Annotated in this window: 11 protein-coding genes and 2 pseudogenes; 7 read left to right on the forward strand and 6 right to left on the reverse strand. The window is 74.3% G+C overall.

The genetic code is table 11. The features are described from left to right. The first annotated feature begins 25 nt into the window (after positions 1-25). The 5 genes and pseudogenes from ACZ7GX_RS18345 (at position 26) to ACZ7GX_RS18365 (ending at position 19,120) form a co-directional block, all read left to right on the forward strand. Entirely contained in the window at positions 26-2,929 is a 2,904-nt protein-coding gene (locus ACZ7GX_RS18345; protein WP_498778130.1) for a type I polyketide synthase, read from the forward strand. Positions 2,930-2,986: 57 nt separating this feature from the next. Further along, positions 2,987-6,028 (forward strand): annotated as a pseudogene (locus ACZ7GX_RS18350) (type I polyketide synthase); the annotation flags it as partial. 9 nt (positions 6,029-6,037) lie between these two features. Then, on the forward strand, positions 6,038-11,971 hold the full coding sequence (locus ACZ7GX_RS18355) for an SDR family NAD(P)-dependent oxidoreductase (RefSeq protein ID WP_498778132.1): 5,934 nt from the start codon (positions 6,038-6,040) through the stop codon (positions 11,969-11,971). Further along, the gene (locus ACZ7GX_RS18360) at positions 11,968-18,054 is read left to right on the forward strand and encodes an SDR family NAD(P)-dependent oxidoreductase (RefSeq protein ID WP_498778134.1); all 6,087 of its coding nucleotides are present in this window, start codon (positions 11,968-11,970) and stop codon (positions 18,052-18,054) included. Before ACZ7GX_RS18355 ends, ACZ7GX_RS18360 begins: the two co-directional genes overlap by 4 nt. A 214-nt stretch (positions 18,055-18,268) precedes the next feature. Continuing rightward, positions 18,269-19,120, forward strand: a complete 852-nt coding sequence (locus ACZ7GX_RS18365; protein WP_498778136.1) for a trypsin-like serine protease — start codon at positions 18,269-18,271, stop codon at positions 19,118-19,120. Between the two features lie 51 nt (positions 19,121-19,171). On the opposite strand, the gene ACZ7GX_RS18370 is transcribed toward ACZ7GX_RS18365, so the two are convergent. The 3 genes and pseudogenes from ACZ7GX_RS18370 to ACZ7GX_RS18380 all read right to left on the reverse strand — a co-directional run bounded on the left by ACZ7GX_RS18370 (position 19,172) and on the right by ACZ7GX_RS18380 (position 20,895). After that, positions 19,172-19,408 carry a hypothetical protein gene (locus ACZ7GX_RS18370; RefSeq protein ID WP_498778206.1) on the reverse strand — a complete coding sequence of 79 codons (237 nt, stop codon included), beginning with the start codon at positions 19,406-19,408 and terminating at the stop codon, positions 19,172-19,174. Positions 19,409-19,463: 55 nt separating this feature from the next. Then, a pseudogene (locus tag ACZ7GX_RS18375) lies at positions 19,464-19,715 on the reverse strand (serine hydrolase); the annotation flags it as partial. 4 nt (positions 19,716-19,719) lie between these two features. After that, positions 19,720-20,895, reverse strand: a complete 1,176-nt coding sequence (locus tag ACZ7GX_RS18380) for an AGE family epimerase/isomerase (protein WP_498778138.1) — start codon at positions 20,893-20,895, stop codon at positions 19,720-19,722. A gap of 192 nt (positions 20,896-21,087) precedes the next feature. On the opposite strand from ACZ7GX_RS18380, the gene ACZ7GX_RS18385 reads away from it, so the two are divergent. Further along, positions 21,088-22,068 carry a hypothetical protein gene (locus tag ACZ7GX_RS18385; protein ID WP_498778141.1) on the forward strand — a complete coding sequence of 327 codons (981 nt, stop codon included), beginning with the start codon at positions 21,088-21,090 and terminating at the stop codon, positions 22,066-22,068. Between the two features lie 50 nt (positions 22,069-22,118). Here the strand turns inward: ACZ7GX_RS18385 and ACZ7GX_RS18390 are convergent, their stop codons facing one another. The 3 genes from ACZ7GX_RS18390 to ACZ7GX_RS18400 form a co-directional block, all read right to left on the reverse strand. Beyond that, positions 22,119-22,916, reverse strand: coding sequence for a transporter substrate-binding domain-containing protein (locus ACZ7GX_RS18390; RefSeq protein ID WP_498778143.1), 798 nt, complete (start codon positions 22,914-22,916; stop codon positions 22,119-22,121). 31 nt (positions 22,917-22,947) lie between these two features. After that, complete coding sequence (locus ACZ7GX_RS18395; protein ID WP_498778145.1) at positions 22,948-23,514, reverse strand: hypothetical protein; 567 nt, start codon at positions 23,512-23,514, stop codon at positions 22,948-22,950. A gap of 367 nt (positions 23,515-23,881) precedes the next feature. Beyond that, positions 23,882-24,883: a hypothetical protein gene (locus ACZ7GX_RS18400; protein ID WP_498778147.1), complete on the reverse strand. Its 1,002-nt coding sequence runs from the start codon at positions 24,881-24,883 to the stop codon at positions 23,882-23,884. A 70-nt stretch (positions 24,884-24,953) separates the two neighbouring features. Here ACZ7GX_RS18400 and ACZ7GX_RS18405 point away from each other — a divergent pair, with 70 nt between their 5' ends. Beyond that, positions 24,954-25,424: a MarR family winged helix-turn-helix transcriptional regulator gene (locus tag ACZ7GX_RS18405; RefSeq protein ID WP_498778149.1), complete on the forward strand. Its 471-nt coding sequence runs from the start codon at positions 24,954-24,956 to the stop codon at positions 25,422-25,424. Positions 25,425-25,437 lie beyond the last annotated feature (13 nt).

Consider the following 25,437-nt stretch of genomic DNA (forward strand, 5'->3'; position numbering starts at 1 on the left):
GCGCTGGGACGACCTGGGGGGCTTCGTGGCGGGTGCCGTTCGGGTGGACGCCGAGCCGATCGCGGTCGTCGGGATCGGGTGCCGGTACCCCGGCGGGGTGCGGTCGGCCGACGCGCTGTGGCGGCTGGCCGCCGAGGGACGTGAGGCGGTCGGGCCGGCGCCTGCCGACCGCGGCTGGGACCGGGACGTGGTCGGCGGGTTCCTGGACGACATCGCCGGGTTCGACGCGGACTTCTTCCGGATGTCACCCCGCGAGGCGGTGTCCGCGGACCCGCACCAGCGGCTGGCGCTGGTCACCGCGTGGGAGGCGTTGGAGCACGCCGGGATCGCGCCGGACACCGCCGGCGGACCGGACACCGGCGTCTTCCTCGGCGCCGGGTGGTCCGACTACGCCGCGGTGGTCGACCGGTCGGGGGAAGACCTGGTGGGACGGGCGTTGACGGGGCTGTCCCCCGGGCTGGTCGCGGGACGGGTGGCGCACTTCCTGGACATGGGCGGGCCGGCGCTCACGCTCGACACGTCGTCGTCCTCGTCGTTGGTGGCGGTCCACTGCGCCGTCCGGTCGTTGCGCACGGGCGAGACGTCCCTCGCGCTCGCCGGCGGGGTGGCGGTCATGTCGACGTCGCTGGCGTTCGAGGCGCACGGGCGGCAGGGCGGGTTGGCGCCGGACGGGCGGTGCAAGGTCTTCTCCGCCGACGCCGACGGCACGACGTGGGCCGAGGGCGTCGGCGTGCTGGTGCTGGAGCGGCTCTCCGACGCCGTGCGCAACGGGCGGCGGGTGCTGGCACTGGTGCGCGGCACCGCCGTCAACCACGACGGCGCCACCGACGGGCTGACCACGCCGAGCGGTCCGGCCCAGGAACGGCTGCTCAGGGCGGCGCTCGACGACGCCGGCCTCGCGCCCGCCGACGTCGACGCCGTGGAGGCGCACGGCACCGGCACGCGGGTCGGTGACCCGGTCGAGGCGCGGGCGCTGATCTCGGTCTTCGGGCGGGGGCCGGTGGCGGTGGGGTCGCTGAAGTCGAACATCGGGCACGCGCAGGCCGCCGCCGGTGTCGCGGGTGTGATCAAGATGGTGATGGCCCTGCGGCACGGCGCCCTGCCGGCGATCCGGAACATCACCACCCCGCTGCACCTGGACTGGGAAGGGGTGGAGCTGCTGCGGGAGGGCCGGGCCTGGCCGCACACCGGGCGGCCGCGCCGGGCCGGTGTGTCGTCGTTCGGGATCGCCGGCACCAACGCGCACGTCGTGCTGGAGCAGGCACCTGACGGGTCGGGCGCACCGGGAGCGGCGACCGGGGCCGCTGTGCCCTGGATCGTCTCGGCAGCGACCGAAAGCGCGCTCGACGCCCAGATCGCCCGCCTCACCCCCGCCGCGGCGGGCCTGGACCCCGCGGCGGTCGGGCGGACGCTCGCGGTGGGACGGGCCGGGCTCCGCCACGGCGCCGTCCTGCTGCCCGGAGGTTCCCACGAGGTCGCGCGAGGTGTGCGCGGTGGCGGTCGGTGCGCCGTCCTGTTCCCCGGGCAGGGCTCGCAGCGGCTGGGCATGGGACTGGTGCTCCACCGGACGCACCCGTGCTTCGCCGAGGCGTTCGATGCCGTGGCGGGCGCGTTCGACCTCGAACGGCCGCTCCGCGAGGTCGTGTGGGGCGAGGACGCCGAGCTGCTCGACCGCACCGGCTGGACGCAGCCGGCCCTGTTCGCCGTCGAGGTGGCGCTGTACCGGCTGCTGGAGCACTTCGGTGTCGCGCCGGCGTTCGTCGGGGGCCACTCGGTCGGCGAACTGGTGGCCGCGCACGTGGCCGGGGTGTTCGACCTGGCCGACGCGGCCGCGCTGGTCACCGCGCGCGCCCGGCTGATGGACGCACTGCCCCACGGCGGCGCGATGGCGGCCGTGGAGGCGACCGAGGCCGAGGCGGAGGCGGTGCTGACCGGTGCGGTGTCGGTCGCGTCGGTCAACGGGCCGCGGTCGGTCGTGGTCGCCGGTGACGCCGGGGCCGTGGGACGGGTGGTCGCGCACTTCGCGGGCCTCGGGCGGCGCACGCGGCCGTTGCGCGTCTCGCACGCCTTCCACTCGCCGTTGGTCGAGCCGGTCCTCGAGGACTTCCGCCGGGCCGCCGAGGGCGTGACCTACCGGGCCCCGCGGCTGCCGGTCGTGTCCAACCTGACCGGCGCGCTCGCCGGGGCGGAGCTGGGCACGCCGGACTACTGGGTGCGGCACGTGCGCGGGACCGTCCGGTTCGCCGACGGCGTGGCCGCGCTGGTGCGAGCGGGGGTCGACGCGGTGTTGGAGGCCGGACCCGGCTCGACGTTGACGGCGCTGGTCCGCGACGTGCCCGCGGTGCCGGTGCTGCGCGCCGACCGGGACGAGGCGGAGTCGTTCGCGGTGGCGCTGGGGCGGCTGTCGGTGGCGGGCGTGCCGGTGCGGTGGCGCGAGTTCTTCGGCGACGCCGGGCACGTCGACCTGCCGACGTACGCGTTCGAGGAGGAACGCCACTGGCCCAGGCTGGCAGTGCAATCCCGACCGGCTGCCGAACCGGGCCCGGCCGCTCACGAGAGCGCAGTCGCACGAACCCAACCGGCCCGGCCCCCGCACGAGAACGCAGCCGCCGAACAGGCGCGGTCCCTGCTCGACCTGGTTCGCGCCGAGGCGGCGGCGGTGCTCGGGCGGCGGGATCCGGTGGCGGCCGAGCTGGCGTTCTCCGAGGCCGGGTTCGACTCGCTCGCCTGCCTGGAGCTCTCCGAGCGCCTCAGCGCCCACACCGGCCGCCGGCTGCCCGACACCCTCGTCTACGACCACCCCACGCCCGCGCTGCTCGCCGAACACCTGGCCGGCACCCCCACCGCACCCGCGCTGCCGGCCGACATCGCGACCGCGACCGTCCGGGAGTTGCTCGACCTGATCGACGAAGAGTTCGAGACCACCTAGACCCGCAGGGGGAAACCGGTGTCGGAAGACCAGAAGGTGGTCGACTACCTCAGACGGGTCACCGCGGACCTGAGGGCGGCACGGCAGCGCATCCGCGACCTGGAGGCGCGCGAGCCCATCGCGATCGTCGGCATGGGGTGCCTGCTGCCCGGTGGCGTCGACTCGCCGGACGCGCTGTGGGACCTGGTCGCGTCCGGCCGCGACGCGGTCTCCCGGTTCCCGACCGACCGCGGCTGGGACCTGGCGCGGCTGGAGGCCGACAGCACCACCGGCAACGGCGGGTTCGTCGACCGCGCCACGCGGTTCGACGCCGCCTTCTTCGGCATCTCGCCCCGCGAGGCGGCGGCCATGCACCCGGAGCAGCGGCTGCTGCTGGAGGTGGTGTGGGAGGCGGTGGAACGGGCCGGGATCGACCCCTTGTCGTTGCGCGGCACCAAGACCGGCGTGTTCGTCGGCGCGCACCACTGGGACCAGCCCGCCGCCGCGTCCGGCGACCTCCACGGCCACGCCATGACCGGCAGCGCGTCCAGCGTCCTGTCCGGTCGCGTCGCCTACGTCCTGGGCCTGGAAGGACCGGCGATCACGCTCGACACGGCGTGCTCGTCGTCGCTGGTCGCCCTGCACGTGGCGACGCGGTCGCTGCGGGCGGGCGAGTGCGACCTGGCGATCGTCGGCGGGGTCAGCGTGCTGGCGCGCTCGTCGGCGTTCGTCGAGTTCAGCAGGCAGGGCGGGCTCGCGCCGGACGGGCGCTGCAAGGCCTTCTCCGACGACGCCGACGGCACGGGTTGGGCGGAGGGCGTCGGCGTGCTGGTGCTGGAGCGGGCGTCCGGCCGACGCGCCCTCGCCCTCGTGCGGGGTTCGGCGGTCAACCAGGACGGCGCGTCCAACGGCCTCACCGCCCCGAACGGCCTCGCCCAGCAACGCGTCATCCGCGCCGCGCTGGACGACGCGGGCCTGCGACCGTCCGAAGTGGACGCCGTCGAGGCGCACGGCACCGGGACCCGGCTGGGTGACCCGATCGAGGCGAACGCCCTGCTGGCCACCTACGGCCAGGACCGCGCGCGGCCGCTCTGGCTGGGCTCGCTCAAGTCCAACATCGGCCACACCCAGGCGGCGGCCGGTGTCGCGGGTGTCGTCAAGGCGGTCATGGCGCTGCGGCACGGCGAGCTGCCGCGCACGCTGCACGTCGGCACACCTTCGTCCCACGTGGACTGGGCCAGCGGTGACGTCCGGCTGCTGCGGGAGCCTCGCCCGTGGCCCGACACCGGTCGGCCGCGGCGGGCGGGCGTGTCGTCGTTCGGGATCAGCGGCACGAACGCGCACGTGATCCTCGAACAGGCGCCCGACGGGTCGCCGGCCGAGGGTGGACCCGCCGGGCCGTGGCTGCCGTCGGCGAAGTCCGCCGAGGCGTTGCGCGCGCAGGCGGCGCGCTTGCGGGACCACCTGGAGGCCCGGCCCGCCGAGCCCGCGGACGTCGCGCGGACGTTGGCGGCCCGGACGCGGTTCGCCCACCGGGCGGTCGTGCGGGACGTGACTGACCTGGACGCCCTGGCCGGGGGACGGCCGGGTGTGGTCAGCGGGGTCGTGGCGGACGCGGCCGACCGACCGGTCTTCGTCTTCCCCGGCCAGGGCGCGCAGTGGCCGGGCATGGGCCGGGAGCTGCTCGCGTCGTCGGAGGTGTTCGCCGCTGCCGTGGACGGGTGCGCCGAGGCGTTGGCGCCGCACGTGGACTGGTCGCTGCGGGCGGCGCTGGTCGACGGGGTCGGGCTCGACCGGGTGGACGTGGTGCAGCCCGCGCTGTTCGCGGTGATGGTCGGGCTGGCGGCGCTGTGGCGGTCGAACGGCGTGGAGCCGGCGGCGGTCGTCGGGCACTCGCAGGGCGAGATCGCCGCCGCGCACGTGGCCGGGGCGCTGGACCTGGACGACGCGGCACGGGTGGTCGCGTTGCGCAGCCGGGCGTTGACGCGGCTGTCGGGGCTCGGCGGCATGATGTCGGTGGCGGCCCCGGCGGCACGGGTGCGCGAGTTGTGTGACGGGCTCACGGTCGCCGCGGTGAACAGCCCGGTGTCCGTGGTCGTCTCCGGTCCGCCGGAGACGTTGCGGGAACTGCGGGACGCCTGCTCGCGCGAGGGCATCCGCGTGCGCGTGCTGCCCGTGGACTACGCCTCCCACGGGCCGCAGGTCGAGGTGGTGCGCGCCGAGTTGGCCGAGGCGCTCGCTCCCCTCCGGCCCCGCGCGCCGGGCATCCCGGTCTACTCCACGGTGACCGGTGGTCGTCTGGAGGTCTTCGACGCCGACCACTGGTTCGCGAACCTGCGCCGGACCGTGCTGATGCAGGACGCCACCCGTGCGTTGGTCGAGGACGGCCACCGGGTGTTCATCGAGGTCAGCCCGCACCCGGTGCTGACGTCGGCCGTGCTGGAGACCGCACCGGCCGCCGTCGCGCTGGGCTCGCTGCGCCGCGACGAGGGCGACCGCTTCCCCACCGCGCTCGCGGAGGCGTACGTGCGCGGCGTGCCGGTGGACTGGGGAATCCGCGGCGGCCCCAGCGCGGAGTTGCCGACTTACGCCTTCCAACGCCGCCACTTCGCGCCCGCACCCGAAGCCGCGGTCATCGCGGACCCGACGACCGAGGACCTCCCGGCCGACCGGACCGACGAACGGCCGTCCGACTGGTCCGACCCCGACGCGATCCTGGAGCGCGTCCGCGCCGAGGCCGCCGCGGTGTCGGGGCTCGACCGCGCGGCCGACCTCCCGCCGAACGGGCCCTTCAAAGACGCCGGGTTCGACTCCGTCACCGCGGTGGACCTCCGCACCAGGCTGGCCGCGGTGTTCGGGGTCCGGTTGCCGGTCGGCCTGCTGTTCGACCACCCGACCCCCGCCGCCGTCGCCGCGCACGTCGCCGAACTCCTCGGCGGCTCCACGAGCACCGACCCGGACGCCCCGATCCGCGCGGCCCTGGCCGCGATGCCCGTCAGCAGGCTGCGGCAGGCGGGCGTGCTCGCGCTGCTCGGCCTGGAAGACGCGGGCACACCCGACCTGGACGACCTCGGCGCCGAGGACCTCCTCCGACTGGCCACCGAAACCCTCGCGAAGTAGAGGAGCTCCATGAGCACGACCGAGTACGTCGAGGCGTTGCGCTCCTCGCTGAAGGAGGTCGAACGGCTGCGGCGGCACAACGAGCGGCTGGTGGCGGCGGCGTCCGAGCCCGTCGCCGTCGTGGGGATCGGCTGCCGCTTCCCCGGCGGCGTCACGTCGCCGGACGACCTGTGGCGGCTGGTCGAGTCCGGCCGCGACGCGATGTCGCCGTTCCCCACCGACCGCGGCTGGGACCTGGAGCGCCTGGCCGGCGACGACCCGGGCCGCAGCCGTGCCCTGGTCGGCGGTTTCCTCGACGACGCCACGGGGTTCGACGCCGCGTTCTTCGGCATCGCGCCCAGCGAGGCGCTGGCGATGGACCCCCAGCAGCGGCTCGTGCTGGAGGTCGCGTGGGAAGCGCTGGAACGGGCGGGGATCGACCCCACGTCGTTGCGCGGCAGCCGGACCGGCGTGTTCGCGGGCGCGTCGGGGCACGACTACTCGCTGGTCGCCAGGGACGCGCCCGACGACGTGCGGCTGCTCTACTCCACGACCGGTGACGCGCTGAGCGTCCTCTCGGGCAGGCTCGCCTACACCCTGGGCGCGGAGGGGCCCGCCGTCACCATCGACACGGCCTGCTCGTCGTCGCTGGTCGCCGTGCACTGGGGCGCGCAGGCGCTGCGCAACGGCGACTGCGACCTGGTGCTGGCGGGCGGCGTGACGGTCATGGCGACGGCCGACCTGTTCGCCGCCTTCACCGCGCAGAACGGCCTGGCCGCCGACGGCCGGTGCAAGTCGTTCTCCGAGCGCGCCGACGGCACCGCCTGGGCGGAGGGCGCGGGGGTGCTGGTCCTGGAACGCCTGTCCGACGCGCTGCGCCACGAGCGGCGGATCTTCGCCGTGGTGAAGGGCTCCGCGGTCAACCAGGACGGCGCCTCCAACGGGCTCACCGCGCCCAACGGCCCAGCTCAGCAACGCGTCATCCGCGCCGCCCTGGACAGCGCGGGCCTGCGACCGTCCGAAGTGGACGCCGTCGAGGCGCACGGCACCGGCACGACGCTCGGCGACCCGATCGAGGCGACCGCCCTGCTGGCCGCCTACGGCCAGGACCGGGCGCAGCCGCTCTGGCTCGGCTCGCTCAAGTCCAACATCGGCCACACCCAGGCCGCCGCCGGCGTGGGCGGGATGATCAAGATGATCGCCGCGATGCAGCGCGGCGTGCTGCCGCGCAGCCTGCACGCCGACGCGCCGGCCACCTCGGTGGACTGGGGTTCGGGCTCCGTGCGGCTGTTGGCGGAGAACACGCCGTGGCCGGACACCGGCCGGCCGCGTCGGGCGGGCGTGTCGTCGTTCGGGATCAGCGGCACGAACGCGCACGTGATCCTCGAACAGGCGCCGGAGGCGACGACCCGCGGCGGATCGGCGACCGTCGTGCCGTGGCCCGTCTCGGCCAAGACCCCCGAGGCGCTCGCGGAGCTGAAGACCCGGGTCCGCGAGGCCGCCGCCGGCCGCCGGGCCGTCGACGTCGCCCGCACCCTCGCCGCGGGCCGGGCGTCCTTCGCCCACCGCGCGGTCCTGCTGCCGGACGGGGAGCTGGCCGAGGGCGTGGCGACCGACGAGCCGCTCGCCGTCGTGTTCGCCGGGCAGGGCTCGCAGCGGCTGGGCATGGGGCGTGGGCTGCACGAGCGGTTCCCCGTGTTCGCGGAGGCGTTCGACGAGGTGTCGGCGTTGCTGGACAAGCACACCGACCGCCCGTTGCGCGACGTGGTGTGGGGTCCGGACGCCGACCTGCTCGCCGGCACCGGCTGGGCGCAGCCCGCGTTGTTCGCGCTGGAGGTCGCGGCGTTCCGGCTGGTGTCGTGGCTCGGGGTCCGGCCGGCCTTCGTCCTGGGCCACTCGATCGGCGAGCTGGCCGCCGCGCACGTCGCCGGGGTGTTCTCCCTGGAGGACGCCTGCCGGCTGGTGGCGGCGCGGGCGGGGTTGATGGCCGCGCTGCCGCGTGACGGCGCGATGATCGCCCTGCGCGCGAGCGAGGACGAGATCAGGCCGCTGCTGGACGACCGGGTGTCGATCGCCGCGGTCAACGGGCCGCGGTCGGTCGTGGTGGCGGGCGACGAGAAGGCGGTGCTCGCGGTGGCCGAGGGGCGGGGCGGTACCCGGTTGAAGGTCAGCCATGCCTTCCACTCGCCGCTGATGGAGCCGATGCTCGCGGACTTCCGCGCCGTCGCCCGCGGCCTGGTCTACCACCGGCCCGCGCTGCGCCTGGTGCCGAACACGACCGGCGACGTGACCGACCCGGAGTACTGGGTGCGGCACGTGCGCGAGACCGTCCGGTTCGCCGACGGCCTGCGCACCCTCGCCGAGCAGGGTGTGACGACCGTGCTCGAACTCGGCCCGGACGGCGTGCTGTCGGCCCTGGCGCACGAGTCCGTGGACCACGCGATTCCCCTGCTGCGCAAGGACGAGCCCGAGGACGAGGCGGCGTTGGCCGCGCTCGCCGCCGTGCACGTGCGCGGGGCGACCGTGGCGTGGGAGCGGCTGTGCGACGGCGCCGACCCGCGTCCGGTCGAGCTGCCGACCTACCCGTTCCGGCACCGGAGGTTCTGGCCCGACCCGCGCCAGGCCGGGCCGGACGCGCCGCACCCGCTGCTGGGCGCGGGCGGCGACCTGCCCGACGACGAGGGCGCCCTGTTCACCGGGCTGCTGTCCACCCGGACCCACCCGTGGCTGGCCGACCACGCCGTGCTCGACCGCGTGCTGCTGCCCGGCACGGCGCTGCTGGAACTGGCGCTGCGGGTGGGCGAGGAGGTCGGGTGCCACCGGGTCGCGGACCTGGTGCTCGTCGCGCCGCTGGTCCTGCCCGACCGCGGCGCGGTCCGCGTGCAGGTGCGCGTCGGCCCGGCCGACGCGGACGGGCTGCGTGCCGTCACCGTCCACTCGCGACCCGAGGGCGCCGACGCGTGGACCAGGAACGCCGCGGGCGCGGTCACCGCCGGGGGAACGGCGCCCGCGCCGTTCGAGGAGAGCTGGCCGCCGGTCGACGCGGAGGCGCTCGACGTCGACTACGAGGACTTCGCGGCCCGGGGCTTCCGGTACGGGCCGGCGTTCCAGGGGCTGCGGCGGGCGTGGCGGCGCGGCGCGGAGGTGTTCGCCGAGGTCGCGCTGCCCGAAGGCGTGCACGCGACCGGGTTCGGCCTGCACCCGGCGCTGCTCGACGCCGCCCAGCACGCGATGCTGCTCGGCGACGGCAGTGGCGACGGCGTGCGGCTGCCGTTCTCGTGGACCGGGGTGTCCCTGCACGCGGCCGGAGCGGCGGAGCTTCGCGTGCGGCTCCGGCCGGACGGCGACGCGCTGCGCGTGGCCGTGACCGGGCCGGACGGCACACCGGTCGCGTCGATCGACTCGCTGGTCGTGCGCCCGGTCGACACCGACCGGCTCGACACCGACGCGTTGTTCCGGTTGGACTGGACGCCCGTGCCCGCGACCGGTGTGGCCACCGCGACCGTGCTCGCGCCGGACGTGCTCGGGCTGGCGGAGGCGGGCTTCCCCGTCGCCGCCGACCTGACGGACGGCGTGGTGCTGGTCGGTGTCGCCGGCGACGAGCCGGTGCGATCGGCGCACGAGCTCACCGCGCGGGCCCTGGAGCTCATCCAGCGGTGGCTCGCCGAGGAGCGCCCGTCGCGGCTGGTGTTCGTGACGCGGGGAGCCGTCGACGGTGACGACGTCGCGGCCCGCGCGGTGTGGGGGCTGGTGCGGTCCGCGCAGACCGAGCACCCCGGCCGGTTCGGGCTCGTGGACGTGGACGACGTCACCGCCCTGCCGCGGGCGCTGGCCGTGGACGAGCCGCAGGTCCTCGTGCGGCGGGGCGTGCCGAGCGCGGCGCGGGTGGCCCGGCTGGAACCCGGCCTCCGGCCACCGGACGCGCCCGACTGGAACCTGGACTCCGCCGCCAAGGGCAGCATCGACAACCTCGTCCTGGCACCGGGCCGGCGGCTGCCGCTGACCGGCCACCAGGTGCGCGTCGAGGTCCGCGCCGCCGGGTTGAACTTCCGGGACGTGCTCAACGCCCTGGACATGTACCCGGGCGACGCGGGCTTGTTCGGCAACGAGGCCGCGGGCGTCGTCGTGGAAGTGGGGCCGGAGGTGAGCGGGCTGCGGCCCGGCGACCGCGTGTTCGGCATGGCGGCGGGCGCGTTCGGCACGCAGGTCACCACCGACGCCCGGTCGGTCGCCCCGGTGCCCGACGGCTGGTCGTGGACGACCGCCGCGTCGGTGCCGCAGGTGTTCCTGACCGCCTGGCACGGGCTGGTGGAGCTGGGCGGACTCAAGGCGGGCGAGAAGGTCCTGGTGCACGCGGGCGCGGGCGGTGTCGGCATGGCGGCCGTGCAGATCGCCCGGCACCTGGGCGCGGAGGTCTTCGCGACCGCGAGCGAGGGCAAGTGGGGCGCGCTGCGCGATCTCGGCGTCGCGGACGACCACATCGCCTCGTCGCGGACCACCGACTTCGAGGCCGCATTCGGGCCGGTCGACGTGGTGCTCAATGCGCTGGCGGGCGAGTTCGTGGACGCCTCGCTGCGGCTGCTGGGACCGGGCGGCCGGTTCCTGGAGATGGGCAAGACCGACCTGCGTGATCCGGCGACGATCCCGGCGGGCGTGGACTACCGGCCGTTCGACCTCGGCTGGGTGGAGCCGGCGGGCATCGCGCGGCTGCTGGCCGAGCTGGCGCCGCTGTTCGCGAGCGGCGCGCTGACGCCGCTGCCGGTGCGGACGTGGGACATCCGGCGGGCGAAGGACGCGTTCCGGTTCATGAGCACGGCCCGTCACGTCGGCAAGATCGTGCTGACCGTCCCACGCCGGTGGGACCCCGACGGCACGGTGCTCGTCACCGGCGGCACGGGCGGGCTCGGCGGCGTGCTGGCCAGGCACCTCGTCACCGCGCGCGGCGTGCGGAACCTCCTGCTCACGTCGCGGCGCGGCCCGGACGCGCCCGGCGCGCGGGAACTCGTGGCGGAGCTGACGGGCCTCGGCGCGGCGGTGCGGGTGGTGGCGTGCGACGTCGCCGACCGGGCGGCGGTGGCGGACCTGCTCGCGGACGTGGAGCCGACCGCCGTCGTGCACACCGCCGGCGTCCTCGAGGACGGCCTGGTCGAGGCGCTGACCCCCGAACGGCTCGCGGCGGCGCTGCAGCCCAAGGTGGACGCCGCGTGGCACCTGCACGAGCTGGCCGGTGACGTGGCGGCGTTCGTGGTGTTCTCGTCGGTCGCCGGGACGTTCGGGAACGCGGGCCAGGCCAACTACGCGGCGGGGAACGCGTTCCTCGACGCGCTGGTCGAGCGACGGCGGTCGCTCGGGCTGCCGGGCGTGTCGCTGGCCTGGGGCCCGTGGGACCCCGGCGTGGGCATGATGGGCGGGTTGGACGAGCGGGACGTCCGGCGGATCGTCGGGTCGGGGATGCCGCTCATCACGGTGTCGAAGGGCCTGGCGATGTTCGACGCGGCGCTGGCCGTGGACGAGCCGTCCACGCTGGCCGTGCGGCTCGACCTCGCGGCGCTGCGCCGGCGGGGCGAGGTCCGGCCGCTGCTGCGCGGCCTGGTCGCCCGACGTCCGCGAGCCGCCGAGGCCGCGCTGCCGGACCGGCTGGCGGGGCTGCCGGAGGGCGAGCGGGACCGCGTGCTGCTGTCCCTGGTGGGCGAGCACGCGGCGGCCGTGCTCGGCCGCGACCGGATCGGCGGCGACCTGCCGTTCCGCGAGCTGGGCTTCGACTCCCTGACGTCGGTCGAGCTGCGCAACCGCCTCAACGCGGCCACCGGCCTGCGCCTGCCGACGACGGTGGTGTTCGACCACCCCAGTGCCCGCGAGCTGGCGGTGCGGGTCCGGGACGAGCTGTTCCCGCCGCGGCCGGAGTCCCTCGACGACATGGGCGCCGAAGACCTGATCGCCCGCGCGCTGGGAGGGCGGTCGTGACCGAGGACCGCCTCGTCGAGGCCCTGCGCGCCGCGCTCAAGGAGAACGAGCGGCTGCGCGCGGCGCAGACCGCGTCGACGAACGAGCCGATCGCCATCGTGGGCATGTCCGTGCGCCTGCCCGGCGGTGTCCGCACGCCGGAGGACCTGTGGGAACTGGTCCTCGACGGCGTGGACGCGATCGGACCGCTCCCCCGCGACCGCGGGTGGGACCTGGAGAGCCTGTACGACGCGGACTCGCCCAACGGGACCCCGGTCCGCGAAGGCGGGTACCTGGACGGCGTCGCCGAGTTCGACGCGGACCTGTTCGGCATCAGCCCGCGCGAGGCCGAGGCGATGGACCCGCACCAGCGGCTGCTGCTCCAGGCCTCCTGGGAGGCGTTCGAACGGGCCGGGCTCGCGCCGTCGGCCATGCGCGGCACGCGGACCGGGGTGTTCGTCGGGCTCGGGCACCAGGACTACGGGCCCGCCTGGGACGCCGTGCCCGCGGGCTTGGAGGGCGTGCTGGGCAACGGGCGGATGGGGAGCATCGCGTCCGGCCGGATCGCCTACGCCCTGGGCCTGGAGGGCCCGGCGCTCACCGTCGACACGGCGTGCTCGTCGTCGCTGGTCGCGCTGCACCTGGCCGTGCAGTCGCTGCGCCGGGGAGAGTGCGACTCCGCCCTGGCCGGCGGCGCGATGGTGATGTCCAGCGTGCTCGCGCTGGTGGAGTTGACCCGGCAGCACGCGCTGGCCGACGACGCGCGCTGCCGGGCGTTCGGCGAGGACGGGTCGGGCATCGGGCTGTCCGAGGGCGTCGGGGTGGTCCTGGTGCAGCGGCTGTCGGACGCGGTGGCCGCCGGGCGCGAGGTGCTGGCCGTCGTGCGGGGTGGCGCGGTGAACCAGGACGGCCGGTCCAACGGCCTCACCGCGCCCAGCGGCGCGGCGCAGCGGCGGGTGATCCGGTCCGCGCTGGCCGACGCCGGGCTGACCGCGCGGGACGTGGACGCGGTCGAGGCGCACGGCACGGGCACCGCCCTGGGTGACCCGATCGAGGCCGATGCGCTCATGGCCACCTACGGGCAGGACCGCGACGAGCCGCTGTGGCTGGGATCGCTCAAGTCCAACATCGGGCACACCCAGTTCGCCGCGGGCATCGCCGGCGTGGTCAAGGCGGTCCTGGCGCTGCGCCACGGGATCCTGCCCGGCACCCTGCACGCCGACCCGCGCTCGTCGCGGATCGACTGGTCCGCGGGCGCGGTGGAGCTGCTCACCGAGCGGCGGCCGTGGCCGGAGACCGGTCGGCCGCGGCGGATGGCGGTGTCGTCGTTCGGGCTCAGCGGCACCAACGCGCACCTGGTGCTGGAGCAGGCGCCCGTCGGCGCTCACCCGGATCCCGTGCCGGACCGGCTGCTGCCGTTCCTGCTGTCCGGCACCGACGAGACGGCGGTGCGGGCGCAGGCCGCGCGGCTGCGCGAGTCCCTGCCGGACGCGCCGTTGGCCGACATCGCGCTGTCGCTGGCCACGACGCGGTCCCACCTCGCCGCGCGGGTCGCGGTGGTGGCCGGTGACCGCGAGGGGCTGGCCGCCGCGTTGGGCGACGTGGCGCGCGGCGTCACGCCCGTGTCCACTGTGGACTCGCACGGCGGTGTGGTGTTCGTCTTCCCCGGCCAGGGCTCGCAGTGGCAGGGCATGGGCGTGGAGCTGCTGGAGCACAGCCCGGTGTTCCGCGACCGGATGGCCGACTGCGCGCGGGCGCTGGCGGCGTTCATCGGCTGGGACGTGCGGGACGTGCTGCTCGACGTGCCCGGCGCGCCCTCCGCGGAGCGGATCGACGTGGTGCAGCCGGTGCTGTTCGCGCTCAACGTGTCGTTGGCGGCGCTGTGGCGGTCGTACGGCGTGGAGCCGTCCGCGGTGGTCGGGCACTCGCAGGGCGAGATCGCCGCCGCGTGCGTGGCCGGTGCGCTGAGCTTGGCCGACGCGGCACGCGTGGTCGCGTTGCGCAGCAGGCGGTTGCGGGCGTTGTCCGGTCAGGGGGCGATGGCCGCGGTGTCGTTGCCCTTGGCGGAGGTCCAGGCCCTCCTGCGCGGCACCGACCTCGTCGTCGCGGCCCTCAACGGGCCCGCGTCCATCGTCGTGTCGGGACCCACGCCGTCGGTGGACGCCTTGCTCGCCCGGTGCGAGGCCGAGGGTGTCCAGGCGCGGAAGGTCCGGTCTGACGTGGCGACGCACTGCTCGCTGGTCGAGGTGCTGCACGCCGACCTGCTGGAGGACCTGCGCCCCCTGGCGCCGCGGCCGGGCGACATCCCGTTCCACTCCACGGTCGAGGCGGCCGTGGTCGGCGGCGAGGAGCTGGACGCCGACTACTGGTACGACAACATGCGGCGGCCGGTCCGGTTCGAAGAGGCCGTGCACGGGTTGCTGGCCGAGGGCCACACGGTGTTCGTCGAGGTGAGCGCGCACCCGGTGCTCACGGTCGCGCTCCAGGACGTCCTGGAGGACCGGACCGGCGTGGCGGTCGGCACGCTGCGGCGCGGCGACGGCGGTCCGGCGCGCGTGCTGGCCGCGCTCGGCGAGCTGTGGGCCGCGGGCGCCGCGGTGGACTTCGCGCCCGCGCTGGCCGGTGGCCGGGTCACCGCGCTGCCGACCTACGCGTTCCGCCCCGACCGGTACTGGTTGGACTCCGGGGTCGTCGGGCAGGGTCGGGACGCGGGGTTCTGGGCGGCGGTCGAGGCCGGTGACGCGGACGCGCTGGCCCGGCTCGTCGCGCCCGGTCGGCCCGACCTGGCCCGGGCCCTGGCGCCCGCGCTGCCCGTGCTGTCCCGGTGGCGACGTCGGCGGACCGACCACGACCAGTGGCGCTACGGCGTGACGTGGCGGCCGTGGGAACCGCCGGCCGGGGCGGTGGCGGGCAGCACGGTGATCGTCGTGCCGGCGGAGGACCGGGCGCTCGGCGAGCGGCTGCGGGAGGTGCTGGGCGGCGAGGTGGTCGCGGTGCCGGTCGGCGGCGGGGTCTCGCTGCCCGAGGCGGCTCGCGTCGTGAGCACGGTGGTGGACCCGGACCGGGCGTTGGCGGTGATCCGGGCCGCGCGGTCGCCGCTGTGGTTCGTGACCTCGGGTGCGGTGGCGGCCCGACCCGACGAGTCCCCGGCGTCGGCGGACGCCGCCGCGCTGTGGGGCCTGGGCCGGACGGCGGCCCTGGAGTTCCCCGACCGGTGGGGCGGGTTGGTCGACCTGCCCGCGGACGTCGACGACGGCGTGCGGGCGAGGTTGGCCGCCGTGCTGGCGTCCGGGTCGGACGAGGACCAGGTGGCCGTGCGGTCGGACGCGACGCTGGTCCGCCGCCTGGTCCGCGCGCCCGCGGGCGAAGGCTCGCCGTGGCGCGCCGGCGGGACCGTGCTCGTCACGGGTGGGACCGGCGCGGTCGGGCCGCACCTCGTGCGGTGGCTCGCGCGCAACGGCGCCGAGCACGTCGTGTGCACGAGCCGGACCGGCGTCGAGCCGCCGTCGTTCGCGGCCCTGCGCGCGGAGTCCGACGTTCGGTTGACCGTGGCGCGGTGCGACATCGCCGACCGGGACGCCCTCGCGGAGCTGATCGACCGGATCGGGCCGGTGCGCGTGGTCGTGCACGCGGCGGCGGAGATCCGGCTCGATCCCCTGCGCACCACGACGTCCGAGGAGTTCGCCCAGGTCCTGGCGCCGAAGGTGGCCGGCGCGCGGAACCTCGACGAACTGCTGCCGGACGTGGAGGCGTTCGTGCTGTTCTCGTCGGTCGCGGGCGTGTGGGGCAGCGGCGACCACGGCGCGTACGCGGCGGCCAACGCCTACCTGGACGCGCTGGCGCGGCAGCGGCGGGACCGCGGCCGGCACGCGCTCAGCGTCGCGTGGGGTCTGTGGGACACGCCCGACCGGTGGGGCCCGGACGGACCGCCGGAGGTGGTGCGGCTCGCGGAGCGGCAGGGACTGCCGCTGATGGACCCCGAACAGGCGCTGGTGGCGCTGGGGCGCGCGCTGGACAACGACGACACCTGCGTGGCGATCGTGGACGTGGCGTGGGACCGGTTCCTGCCGGTGTTCTCCGCGAGCCGCCCGCGGCCGTTGCTGGCCGAGGTCGGGGATCCGGTCGAGGCCACCGCGGCGGACCTGCCCACCCGGCTCGCCGCGCTGTCCCCGGACCAGCGCGAGCGGGAGGTGCGCGAGATCGTGCACGCGGCGGCGGCCGCCGTGCTGCGGCGCGACGACGTGCCGCTGGGCCGGCCGTTCCGGGACCTGGGCCTGGACTCGTTGACGTCGGTCGAGCTGCGCAACCGGCTGACCGCCGCGACCGGCGTGAAGCTGCCCGCCACGGTGGTCTTCGAACACCCGACCGTGGTCGCGCTGACCGACCGACTGGTGGCGGAACTGGGCGGCGCGCAACCGGTGACGCCCACGGCACCGTCCGTCACCGACGACGACCCGATCGCGATCGTGGCGATGAGCTGCCGCCTGCCCGGCGGGGTGCGCTCGCCGGAGGACCTGTGGCGGCTGCTGGAGGCCGAGCGGGACGTCATCGGTCCGCTGCCCGACGACCGCGGCTGGGACCTCGACCGCCTGTACGACCCGGAACCCGGTCGCCTCGACACCACGTGCACGAAGGAAGGCGGCTTCCTGCGCGACCCGGCCGCGTTCGACGCCGCGTTCTTCGACGTCGGCCCGGACGAGGCGCTGGCGATGGACCCGCAGCAGCGGCTCGTGCTGGAGACGGGCTGGGAGGCGTTCGAGCGCGCCGGCATCGACCCGTCGGCGTTGCGCGGCAGCCGGACCGGCGTGTACCTGGGCACCCGGTACCAGGGTTACGGCGCGGACGCGCCCGCCACCCCGGAACTGGCGCCGCACCTGCAGACCGGCGACCTGATCAGCGTGCTGTCCGGACGGGTCTCGCACGTGCTCGGCCTGGACGGACCGGCGATCACGGTCGACACGGCGTGCTCGTCGTCCGCGGTCGCGCTCCACCTGGCCGCGCAGGCGCTGCGCCAGGGCGACTGCACGCTGGCGCTGGCGGGCGGCGTCACGGTGATGGCGCGCCCGGCCGAGCTGGTCGGGCTCAACCAGCTGCGGGTGCTGTCGCCCGGTGGGCGCTGCCGGTCGTTCGCCGACGACGCCGACGGCATGGGCATCTCGGAGGGCGTCGCGCTCGTGCTGCTGGAACGGCTGTCCGACGCCCGGCGGCACGGTCACCCGGTGCTGGCGCTGGTGCGCGGCTCCGCGCTCAACCAGGACGGCACCGCCAACGGCCTCACCGCGCCCAACGGCGGCGCGCAGCGCCGGGTCGTCGCCCAGGCCCTCGCCAACGCCGGCCTGCGGCCCGACGAGGTGGACGCCGTCGAGGGCCACGGCACGGGCACGGCGCTGGGCGACGCGATCGAGGCGCAGGCGCTGGTCGACGTGTACGGGGGCGACCGAGTGCGGCCGCTGCGGCTCGGGTCGCTGAAGTCCAACGTCGGCCACACGCAGTCGGCGTCGGGGGTGGCCGGTGTGATCAAGATGGTGCTGGCGATGCGGCACGGCGTGCTGCCGCGGTCGCTGCACGCCGGCGTGCCGTCGTCCCGGGTCGAGTGGTCCGGGGTGTCGCTGCTGGACTCGGCGGAGCCGTGGCCTCGGACCGGGCGGCCGAGGCGGGCCGGGGTGTCGTCGTTCGGGATCAGCGGCACGAACGCGCACGTGCTGCTGGAGGAGGTGCCACCGCCGGCGCCGCCGCCCTTCGCGGCCGGTCCGTGGCCGCTGTCCGCGCGGTCGGCGGAGTCGTTGGCGGCGCACGCGGAACGGCTGGCGGCGTTCGTCGCGGCGAAGGAGCACCTGGGCGGCATCGGCGCCGCGCTGGCCTCGCGGACGGCGCTGGAGCACCGTGCCGTGGTCGTGGCCGACGACCGCGAGGGGTACCTGGCGGGCCTCACCGCCCTGGCGACGGGTCGCCCGCACGAGGCCGTGCTCACCGCGGCAACCGCCACGGGCACGGACACCGCCCACCGGTGGGTGCGGGGCGAGGTCGACTGGCCGCCGTCACCCACCGACGGCCGCACGACGGTGCCGACGTACGCGTTCCAGCGACAGCAGTACTGGCTTTAGGCAGGACGGCGGCGGGCCGGTCCCGCCGCCGTCCAACTGCTGACGGCGGGCCACGGGTGAAGTTCTTCCTCGCGGAGGACCTTCCCGGCCGCCGCGACCTCCTCGTGGCCGGCACGCGGCTCTCTGGCATCTGTGAACCACCGCGCTCCGGTGTTGTTCGGGCGTTCCGAGGGGTTGAATTCCGGGCCTACGCCGCTCGGAGCAAGGAGTGCACATGCGCACAGCAACCGTGGCCGCGGCAGTCGTCGCCCTGGCCGCCGTGACCGCTTCGCCCGCTTCCGCGATCAACACCTACAACGCCACCCCGGCCCCGGAGCGGACGGAGGTCGGAGCCCTGGTCGCGACCTGGGACAACGACGACAACCCCGCCACGCCGGACCGGGTCGACTGGGTGTGCAGCGGCACGATGATCGACGCCGACACCTTCCTCACCGCGGCCCACTGCGTCGACGGTTGGCCGTCGAACGTCACGTTCTACGTCTCGCTGCTGCAGGACGTGCAGTCCGCGCTCGACACCGCGACGGGGACCCCGGCGCAGAAGGCGGCGGCGGTCGGCGTGCGGGGCGTGGCCCACGCCGACCCGGCCTACCCGGGCAACTCCGCCGACTCGCACGACATCGCGGTCGTCGAGCTGCCCGCCAAGCAGCTGGCGGCGCGCTGGAGCTTCAAGCCCGCCACCCTGCCGACCGCGGGCAAGCTCGACGCGCTGGGCCCGAAGGCGCTCGACGCCGCCGAGTACACCGTCGTCGGCTACGGCACCGAGGAAGCCCAGAACGGCCCCGGCGGCCACACGCACCCCGGCGGCGGCGTCCGGATGAAGGCCCCGCTCGGCTTCAACGCGCTCAACAACACCTGGCTGCGGCTGTCGATGGTGGAGGCGCAGGGCAACGGCGGCGCGTGCTACGGCGACTCCGGCGGCCCGAACTTCGCCACGATCGACGGCAAGCGCGTCCTGGTGGCGACCACGATCACCGGCGACGCCCCGTGCTACGCGACCAACGTCGTCTACCGCATGGACACCCCGTCCGCCCGCTCGTTCCTCGCCCCCTTCACCACCCTCCCGTAACGCCGACGGCGGCGCCGGCTCCCGACCGCACGTCGGGAGCCGGCGCCGCCCTCAGTCGGTCGGCAACCGACCGCCGGGCAACGCCTCCAGCGGCAGCGGAGTTTGGCCCGAAACGGTCACGGTGAGGCGTCCGTCGGTGTCCTCCACGTGGATCAGGTAGCCGCCGCGCAGCTCGTAGGTCCCGGTCACGGCGACCGGCTCCACCGGGGTCGGCCTGCCGTAACGGCTCTCGGCGGCGGCGAAGAGGGCCGACAGGATCTCGTTCGCAGCGTCGTTGTTCGTCAGCACCGCGACGCTCGTCCGGGTGCCGGGCCACGTGTGCAGGCGGGAACGCCTGGTCGAAGATGCTGTCGGCCATGCCGAGCGGGTCGAGGACGGTGGTCCGCACGAGGTCGGCGAACCCGTCACCGGTGACGTCTTCGAGCAGCTGTTCCAGCACCGCGTAGTGGCTGCCGAAGCCGCGGAACCAGTTGTAGGTCAGGCCCGCCGTGTGCGCCGACAGCTGCCGCGGCGTGATCACGACCCGCCGGCCACCGGTTTCGGGCACGTGCCACGACGTCAGGTAGGCATCGATGTCCTGGTCGAGGTCGAGCACTCGCTCAAGAGAGTCGCACCGGTAGGCGTTCCACGAGCTGGAGGCACAGGCGTCCGTTGTGGTAGCAGCACTTCCACGGACCGGCCGCCTCCTTGCGCAGCGGCACGTTGTCCGCGTCCCGGGCGTACAGCCACTCGCCGGTCGGCCGGGGGTCGACCACGTTGGCGGTGATGTAGTCCCAGGTGCCGCGCGCCAACTCGAGGAACGACCGGTCACCGGTGCGTTCGTGCGCGTTGAGGAAGCCCACGACCGCCTCCGCCTGCACCCACCAGACCCGCGTGGCGTCGACCCGGCCCGCGACCGCCTCGTTGGCGACCGCGCCGTCGGCGAGCACCGCCCGTTCCGCCGTGCCCTCGGCCAGTCCGACCACGGCGTCCGGCAGGTCCGCGCCGATCTCCCGGCACGCCTCGTCGATCAGCCAGCTCGCCTCGACGTCGTGGCCGAACGACATCACCTCGCCCAGCTCACGCCAGTCGGCGTCCAGGAACACCCGCAGCGAACGGCGGCGCGGGTCGTAGAACCGGTCGCGGAACGTCTCCAGCAGTGCCGCGATCCGACCGGCCACGGCAGGCGACGGCGCCACCGCGTGATAAGCGGTCAACGCCTCCAGCACGTGCAGGTGGGTGTTCATCGTGACGTCGGCCAGCTCCGCCTCACCGAGCAGGGCGTTGGGCTTCGGCGTCCAAGCGCGGTCGAACTGCTCGCGGTAGGCGCCCCTGGCCGGGTCGAAACCGACACCCGTCACGATCCCGTACACCTCCGCCGCCCTCGCCGCCGCACCCGGATCGCCGGTCGCGCGGTGGTACTCGCTCAACGCGTAGAGCGCGAACGCCTGGGCGTAGACGTGCTTGTCGGTGTCCGCCGGCGCGCCGGTGTGGTCCACGGACCAGAACACCCCGCCGTGCACGGGGTCGACGAGGCGGCCGGTCACGAACCGGTACATGTCGCGTGCGGCGGCCAGGTACGACAGGTCGCCGAACGCGCGGTAGGCGGCGGAGAAGGTCCACAGGAACCGGCACGCCATGACCGCGCCCTTGTCAGCCGTGTGGTGCACCACCAAGTCCGCGTCGACGTACCCGTGCACGCCGCCGTGCTGGTGGTCCACCAGGCCGAGCCAGAACGGCAGGATGCGGTGCCGCAGCTCGGTCTCCGCCTCCCGCCGCAGGTCGTGGTCGATCATCGGCTCCCCGTCCGGTTGTTCACCCGCAGGCCTCGGCTCGCACCTGGTGCAGCCCGACCTCCGTGACCGTGTCGTCCGCGACCACGACGATCAAGTCTGCCACCCTCGCCGCGGACCTCGATGCCGAACTCACGAGGCCCTTCGTCGCGGTGGCGCGGACATGGGACCGCGGGCGCGGATACCCTCTCCGCCATGGTCCGCACGACCCCGCCGCGTCCGGTCGACGTCGCGGCACTCCTGCCCCGCCTGGCGCCGCTGGCGCGCACCGCCACGCGGCTGCACCCCCGGCCCGGCGAACCGACCTCGGCGGACAGCTCGATCGGCGGCCCGTTGCTGTGGCCCGCGGGGGAGCCTTGGCCGACCTGTGCCGAACACGCCGGTCCCACGCTCTACGGCGCCACCGTGCCCGACGTGGTGGCACGGCGGCGGATCCTGGCGCAGGCGTGGGCGCGACCGCGTCCCGACGGCGCGGACCTGCTGACCGAGGAGGAAGAGGTCGTCGTCGACCGCGTCGACTCCGGCGCGGAGATCGCGCAGGACGGACCGACGCCGATGGTGCCGGTGGCCCAGCTGCACGCGCGCGACGTCCCCGGTCTCCCCCGCCCGGACGGCGCCGACCTGCTGCAGGTGCTGTGGTGCCCGTTCGACCACGAGGACGACGGCTACCTGCCGAGCACGGTGCTGCGCTGGCGGGTCGCCGCCGACGTCACGGATCCGCTGACCGACCCGCCACGACCGGCCGCGGTCGAGGAGCACTACCTCCCGCAGCCGTGCGTGCTGCACCCGGAGGAGGTGACGGAGTACCCGGCCCGGCTCTCCCTGCCCGAGGACCTGGCCGAGCAGGTCAAGGCGTGGGAGGGCCCGGACTACCAGTTCGACCTGTCCGTCGCCCCTGGCTGCAAGGTCGGCGGACACGCGCCGTGGAGCGTCACCGACCCCTTCCCCATGTCCTGCCCCGACTGCGGCGCCGACGTCCGACCGCTGCTCACCCTCGACTCCGCCGAGTGGGGCGGCGAGACGAGCTGGCGGCCGTTCGAAGACACCGCAGCCGACCCGCAGCGGTTCCCGGCCGCCAACGAGCCGACGCTGCTGATGATCGGTCGCGACTACAAGCTGCAGTTCTACTCGTGCACCGCCTCCCCCGCGCACCAGCACATCGCGAACATGCAGTAGCCGCTCCCGACCGCGGCGCACAGCCGGCCGGCCCGGGACACGCCGATCCGCTAAGTGGTCGAGGGAGCGGAACGGCACTCGCTCAGACGATTCGGGTCAGGCCTGTGGCTGTCGGGCGAGACGTTGGGAAGGTTCCCCCTGAAGAAGTTGTCCCACAAGCCGTCGACGATGAACTTCCTCAGCTTTCCCTTGATCAGTTCGCACCTGACCTTGTCACCCAGCGGCAAGCCGACACCGTATCGCTCCTCCTTGCCGAAAACGATGTTGGCGGGGATCGTCACGCCGTTGTCCGTCTTGGCCATGCCGTACAGCAGGAGTTGGTCCGTCGACACCACGTCCACGTCGCCCGCGTGCAAAGCCAGGCGGCAGTCCTCGTAGACCTTCTTCTGCACGATGGTCACCTTGACCCCCAGGTCGTTCTTCACCTGGTCCAGTGAGGTCGACCCGCTGGTGACGCACACCGTCTTTCCCAGCAGGTCACCGACCGAGCGGTACAGGCCCGCATCCTCGCTTCGCACCATGACACCTTGCTGGGTGCGCATGTACGGTCCGACGATCTCCACCTGCTTGAGCCGGTGGTCGGAGATCGAGTAGTTGGCGATGACCATCGAGACCGTGTTGTTCTTGAGATCCCTCTCACGATTCTCGGTCACGACGTCGACTTCGACCGGATCGAAGTTCAGTTCACTGCCCAACCATTCGGTCAGGTCGTGGTCGAACCCACTGCGCGTTCCGGTGTGGTCCCTGAACCCCCACCCGGGCGAACTCGGCGCAGAACCAACGTTGACGACCGACGGGAACGACGGCTCTTCGGTGGACGTGCACGCCGAGAGCAGGACGACCAGCACGACAGACAATCTCAGCACGCGCGCGGACCAGTTAATCATGGAGCACCGCCTCGTCAATCTGCATCAGCACCTTGCACGGTGCGTTCGCCGGTTCGTAGTGGACGACCACTTTGACCTGCGCCGCGGTTTGCGCGCCGCCGAGCGGGAGGGTCACCTCGGTCCTCGGCGCAACGCTGATCGCCTGCCCCTCTTTCCCGTCGAGGACGGGAATGAAGTCGAGCAGCGCCGTGTTCTCGCAATCTCCGGAATCTCGGACGTTGCGGAGGGACACGACCAGGGTCAAGTTGTCCCGCCGTGGCGGACGGTGCGACTCCGGGAACACCAACGTCGCGACTCCACTATCCGTCCACGGCACCCCGGCAGCACTGACGTGGCCGGAGAGGGCGACGTCGAGGTCCTTCGTGTTCTCCCGCACGGCGTACCCGACGGTCAGGATCCCGAGCACCGCGATCACGACCGCCGAAACGATCAGGACACGCCGCCACGGGAACAGCGCACTTGTTCCTGCCGACGCCGAGACTCCCGAGAGCGCGGCCAAGGCGACGGCCAGGGGTAACGACAGCGCGCCCGCGAGCTGGCTGGCGACCTCCAGGTCCAAGAACGTCAACGGTGCACAGGAGACAGCGAAGAGCACCGCCAGGATCCGCAAGTTCCGCCGCCCGTGTTCATTTTCACCCACATCTCACCTCCAGGCATGACCTACCCCTATTACAATTGCCGTCGCATGCGAAGTGGCGACGACGCTTGATCATCGCGGTAGCGGGACTGTACGGCGGGCCGGCAGGTATAGAACCGCACTTTTCGGTAGTTGCCTGTTTCGTGATCTTCTTCGGCTCGCGACAGCGGCGCGGCAGCACTCCGAAGAGGTGCGCCTGCGGCCATTCGGCCGAGGATCCGGTGGCGGCGCAACGATAGGAATAACGGGTGCGGCGCGCCGGGTTCCGCCGCCGACGTCCGACCGCCCGTCACCGGCCGGAGGTTCCGGTAGCCCGCCCGCGGGACAGGCGCAGTGGCGCCCAGATCAGCAGGGCGAGCACGGCCACCAGCAGGTACTCGATGACCGGGATGCGCACGACCTCGTCAACGCGGTCGAAGCCGCGCCAGGCGTAGACGGCCGCCACCGCCACCGCGACGGTCCCGGCGACCCACCAGCGCGCGGCCGTGCTCAGGCCGACGCCGTGCATCTGGGTGATCACGAAGATGCCGACGAACCCGAACAGGAACATCGGCCAGATCCCATCCGGTCCGGAGTTCATCACCGCGACCAGCGTGCCGTGCAGCACCACCATCAGCTCCAGCGTGAGCGTCCACCACCGGTTCGTGTGGGCGGCGGTGAACATCAGGCTGCTCTGGAACAGCAGCAGGAACATGTAGAAGAACCCGATGAGGTGCCCGCTGGTCGACTCCATCGGGTGATACCAGAACGTGTAGATCGCGGCCCAGCTGAACAGGTAGCCGTGGTACCGCCGCACGAAGTCCACGACGTCGGCCGAGATCGGGGCCCGCCGGCCGAAGAACAGCCCGCGCCGCTTGTTCTCCATCAGCAGCACGGCCACCAGCAGCAGCACGACGGAGCCCTGCGAGCTGAAGATCGACACGTCCTGGGCGATGCCGTCGTAGAAAATCTGCGTCTGCACGGCGTGCAGGGCGATGAACGCGCCGTTGGCCGCGAGCGCGACGACGTTCACCCGGTGCAGGCCGGTGGTGTAGCGGCGGATCCTGGTCTGCGCGTAGTAGATGAGCCCCCACGACACGACCTGGTGCGCCACGTAGCCGGTCCACGCCGACGCACGCGTCCAGAAGGTGGGTTCGGGCAGTTTCCAGTAGTACCAGGAGGCTCCCTGGTCGGGCAGCAGGGCGATCCCGTGCAGCCGCTGCCCGAACAGCCACACCAGGCCGGTGAGCGCCAAGCTCCCGATCACCCCGAGCACGAGCAGCCCACTGCGACCACGCACGATGTTCAGCACGCTGAACATCATGGCAAACGCTCAGCAGGCTGAACAACTGCCCCTCGGACCGCTCTGCGAAGATGGTCGCGTGGGCCAAGGGGACGAGCAGGAGGTGTCGCACCGGCCGGACCAGGTGCGCGCCGACATCGACTCCTGGCCGACCGGGCGACTGCTGTCGGTGGCGGCGCGGGTCGTGGAGAGCCGGTTCGACGAGGTGCTGAACGGCTTGGGCCTGACGCACGCGGGCCTGATCGCGCTGCACCACCTCGCCGACGGCCCGCGCGCCCAGCGCGAGCTGGCGACGCTCTGCAAGGTGACCGACCAGACCATGAGCCGCACCATCGAGCGGCTGGACCGCTCCGGGCACGTCACCCGCGGCTCCGACGCCCGCGACCGCCGACGCACCCTGGTCGAGATCACCCCGACCGGCCGGGACGTCCTGACCGCCGCCCGCCGCGAGGAGCAGGAGTCGGAGGCGCTGCTCGGCGCGGTGGACGACTACGACCACTTCCGCCGCCAGCTGATCATCCTGATCGCCGCCGCGACCGCCCACCGCTGAACTCGCCGGCACG

The organism is Actinosynnema sp. NPDC037264, from assembly GCF_055603705.1.

What these genes read in the sequence shown, in the direction of transcription:
- ACZ7GX_RS18385 (WP_498778141.1), top strand. Translation starts at nt 21,088, where the DNA reads ATGGTCCGCACGACCCCGCCGCGTCCGGTCGACGTCGCGGCACTCCTG.
- ACZ7GX_RS18365 (WP_498778136.1), top strand. Translation starts at nt 18,269, where the DNA reads ATGCGCACAGCAACCGTGGCCGCGGCAGTCGTCGCCCTGGCCGCCGTG.
- ACZ7GX_RS18355 (WP_498778132.1), top strand. Translation starts at nt 6,038, where the DNA reads ATGAGCACGACCGAGTACGTCGAGGCGTTGCGCTCCTCGCTGAAGGAG.
- ACZ7GX_RS18380 (WP_498778138.1), bottom strand. Translation starts at nt 20,895, where the DNA reads ATGATCGACCACGACCTGCGGCGGGAGGCGGAGACCGAGCTGCGGCAC.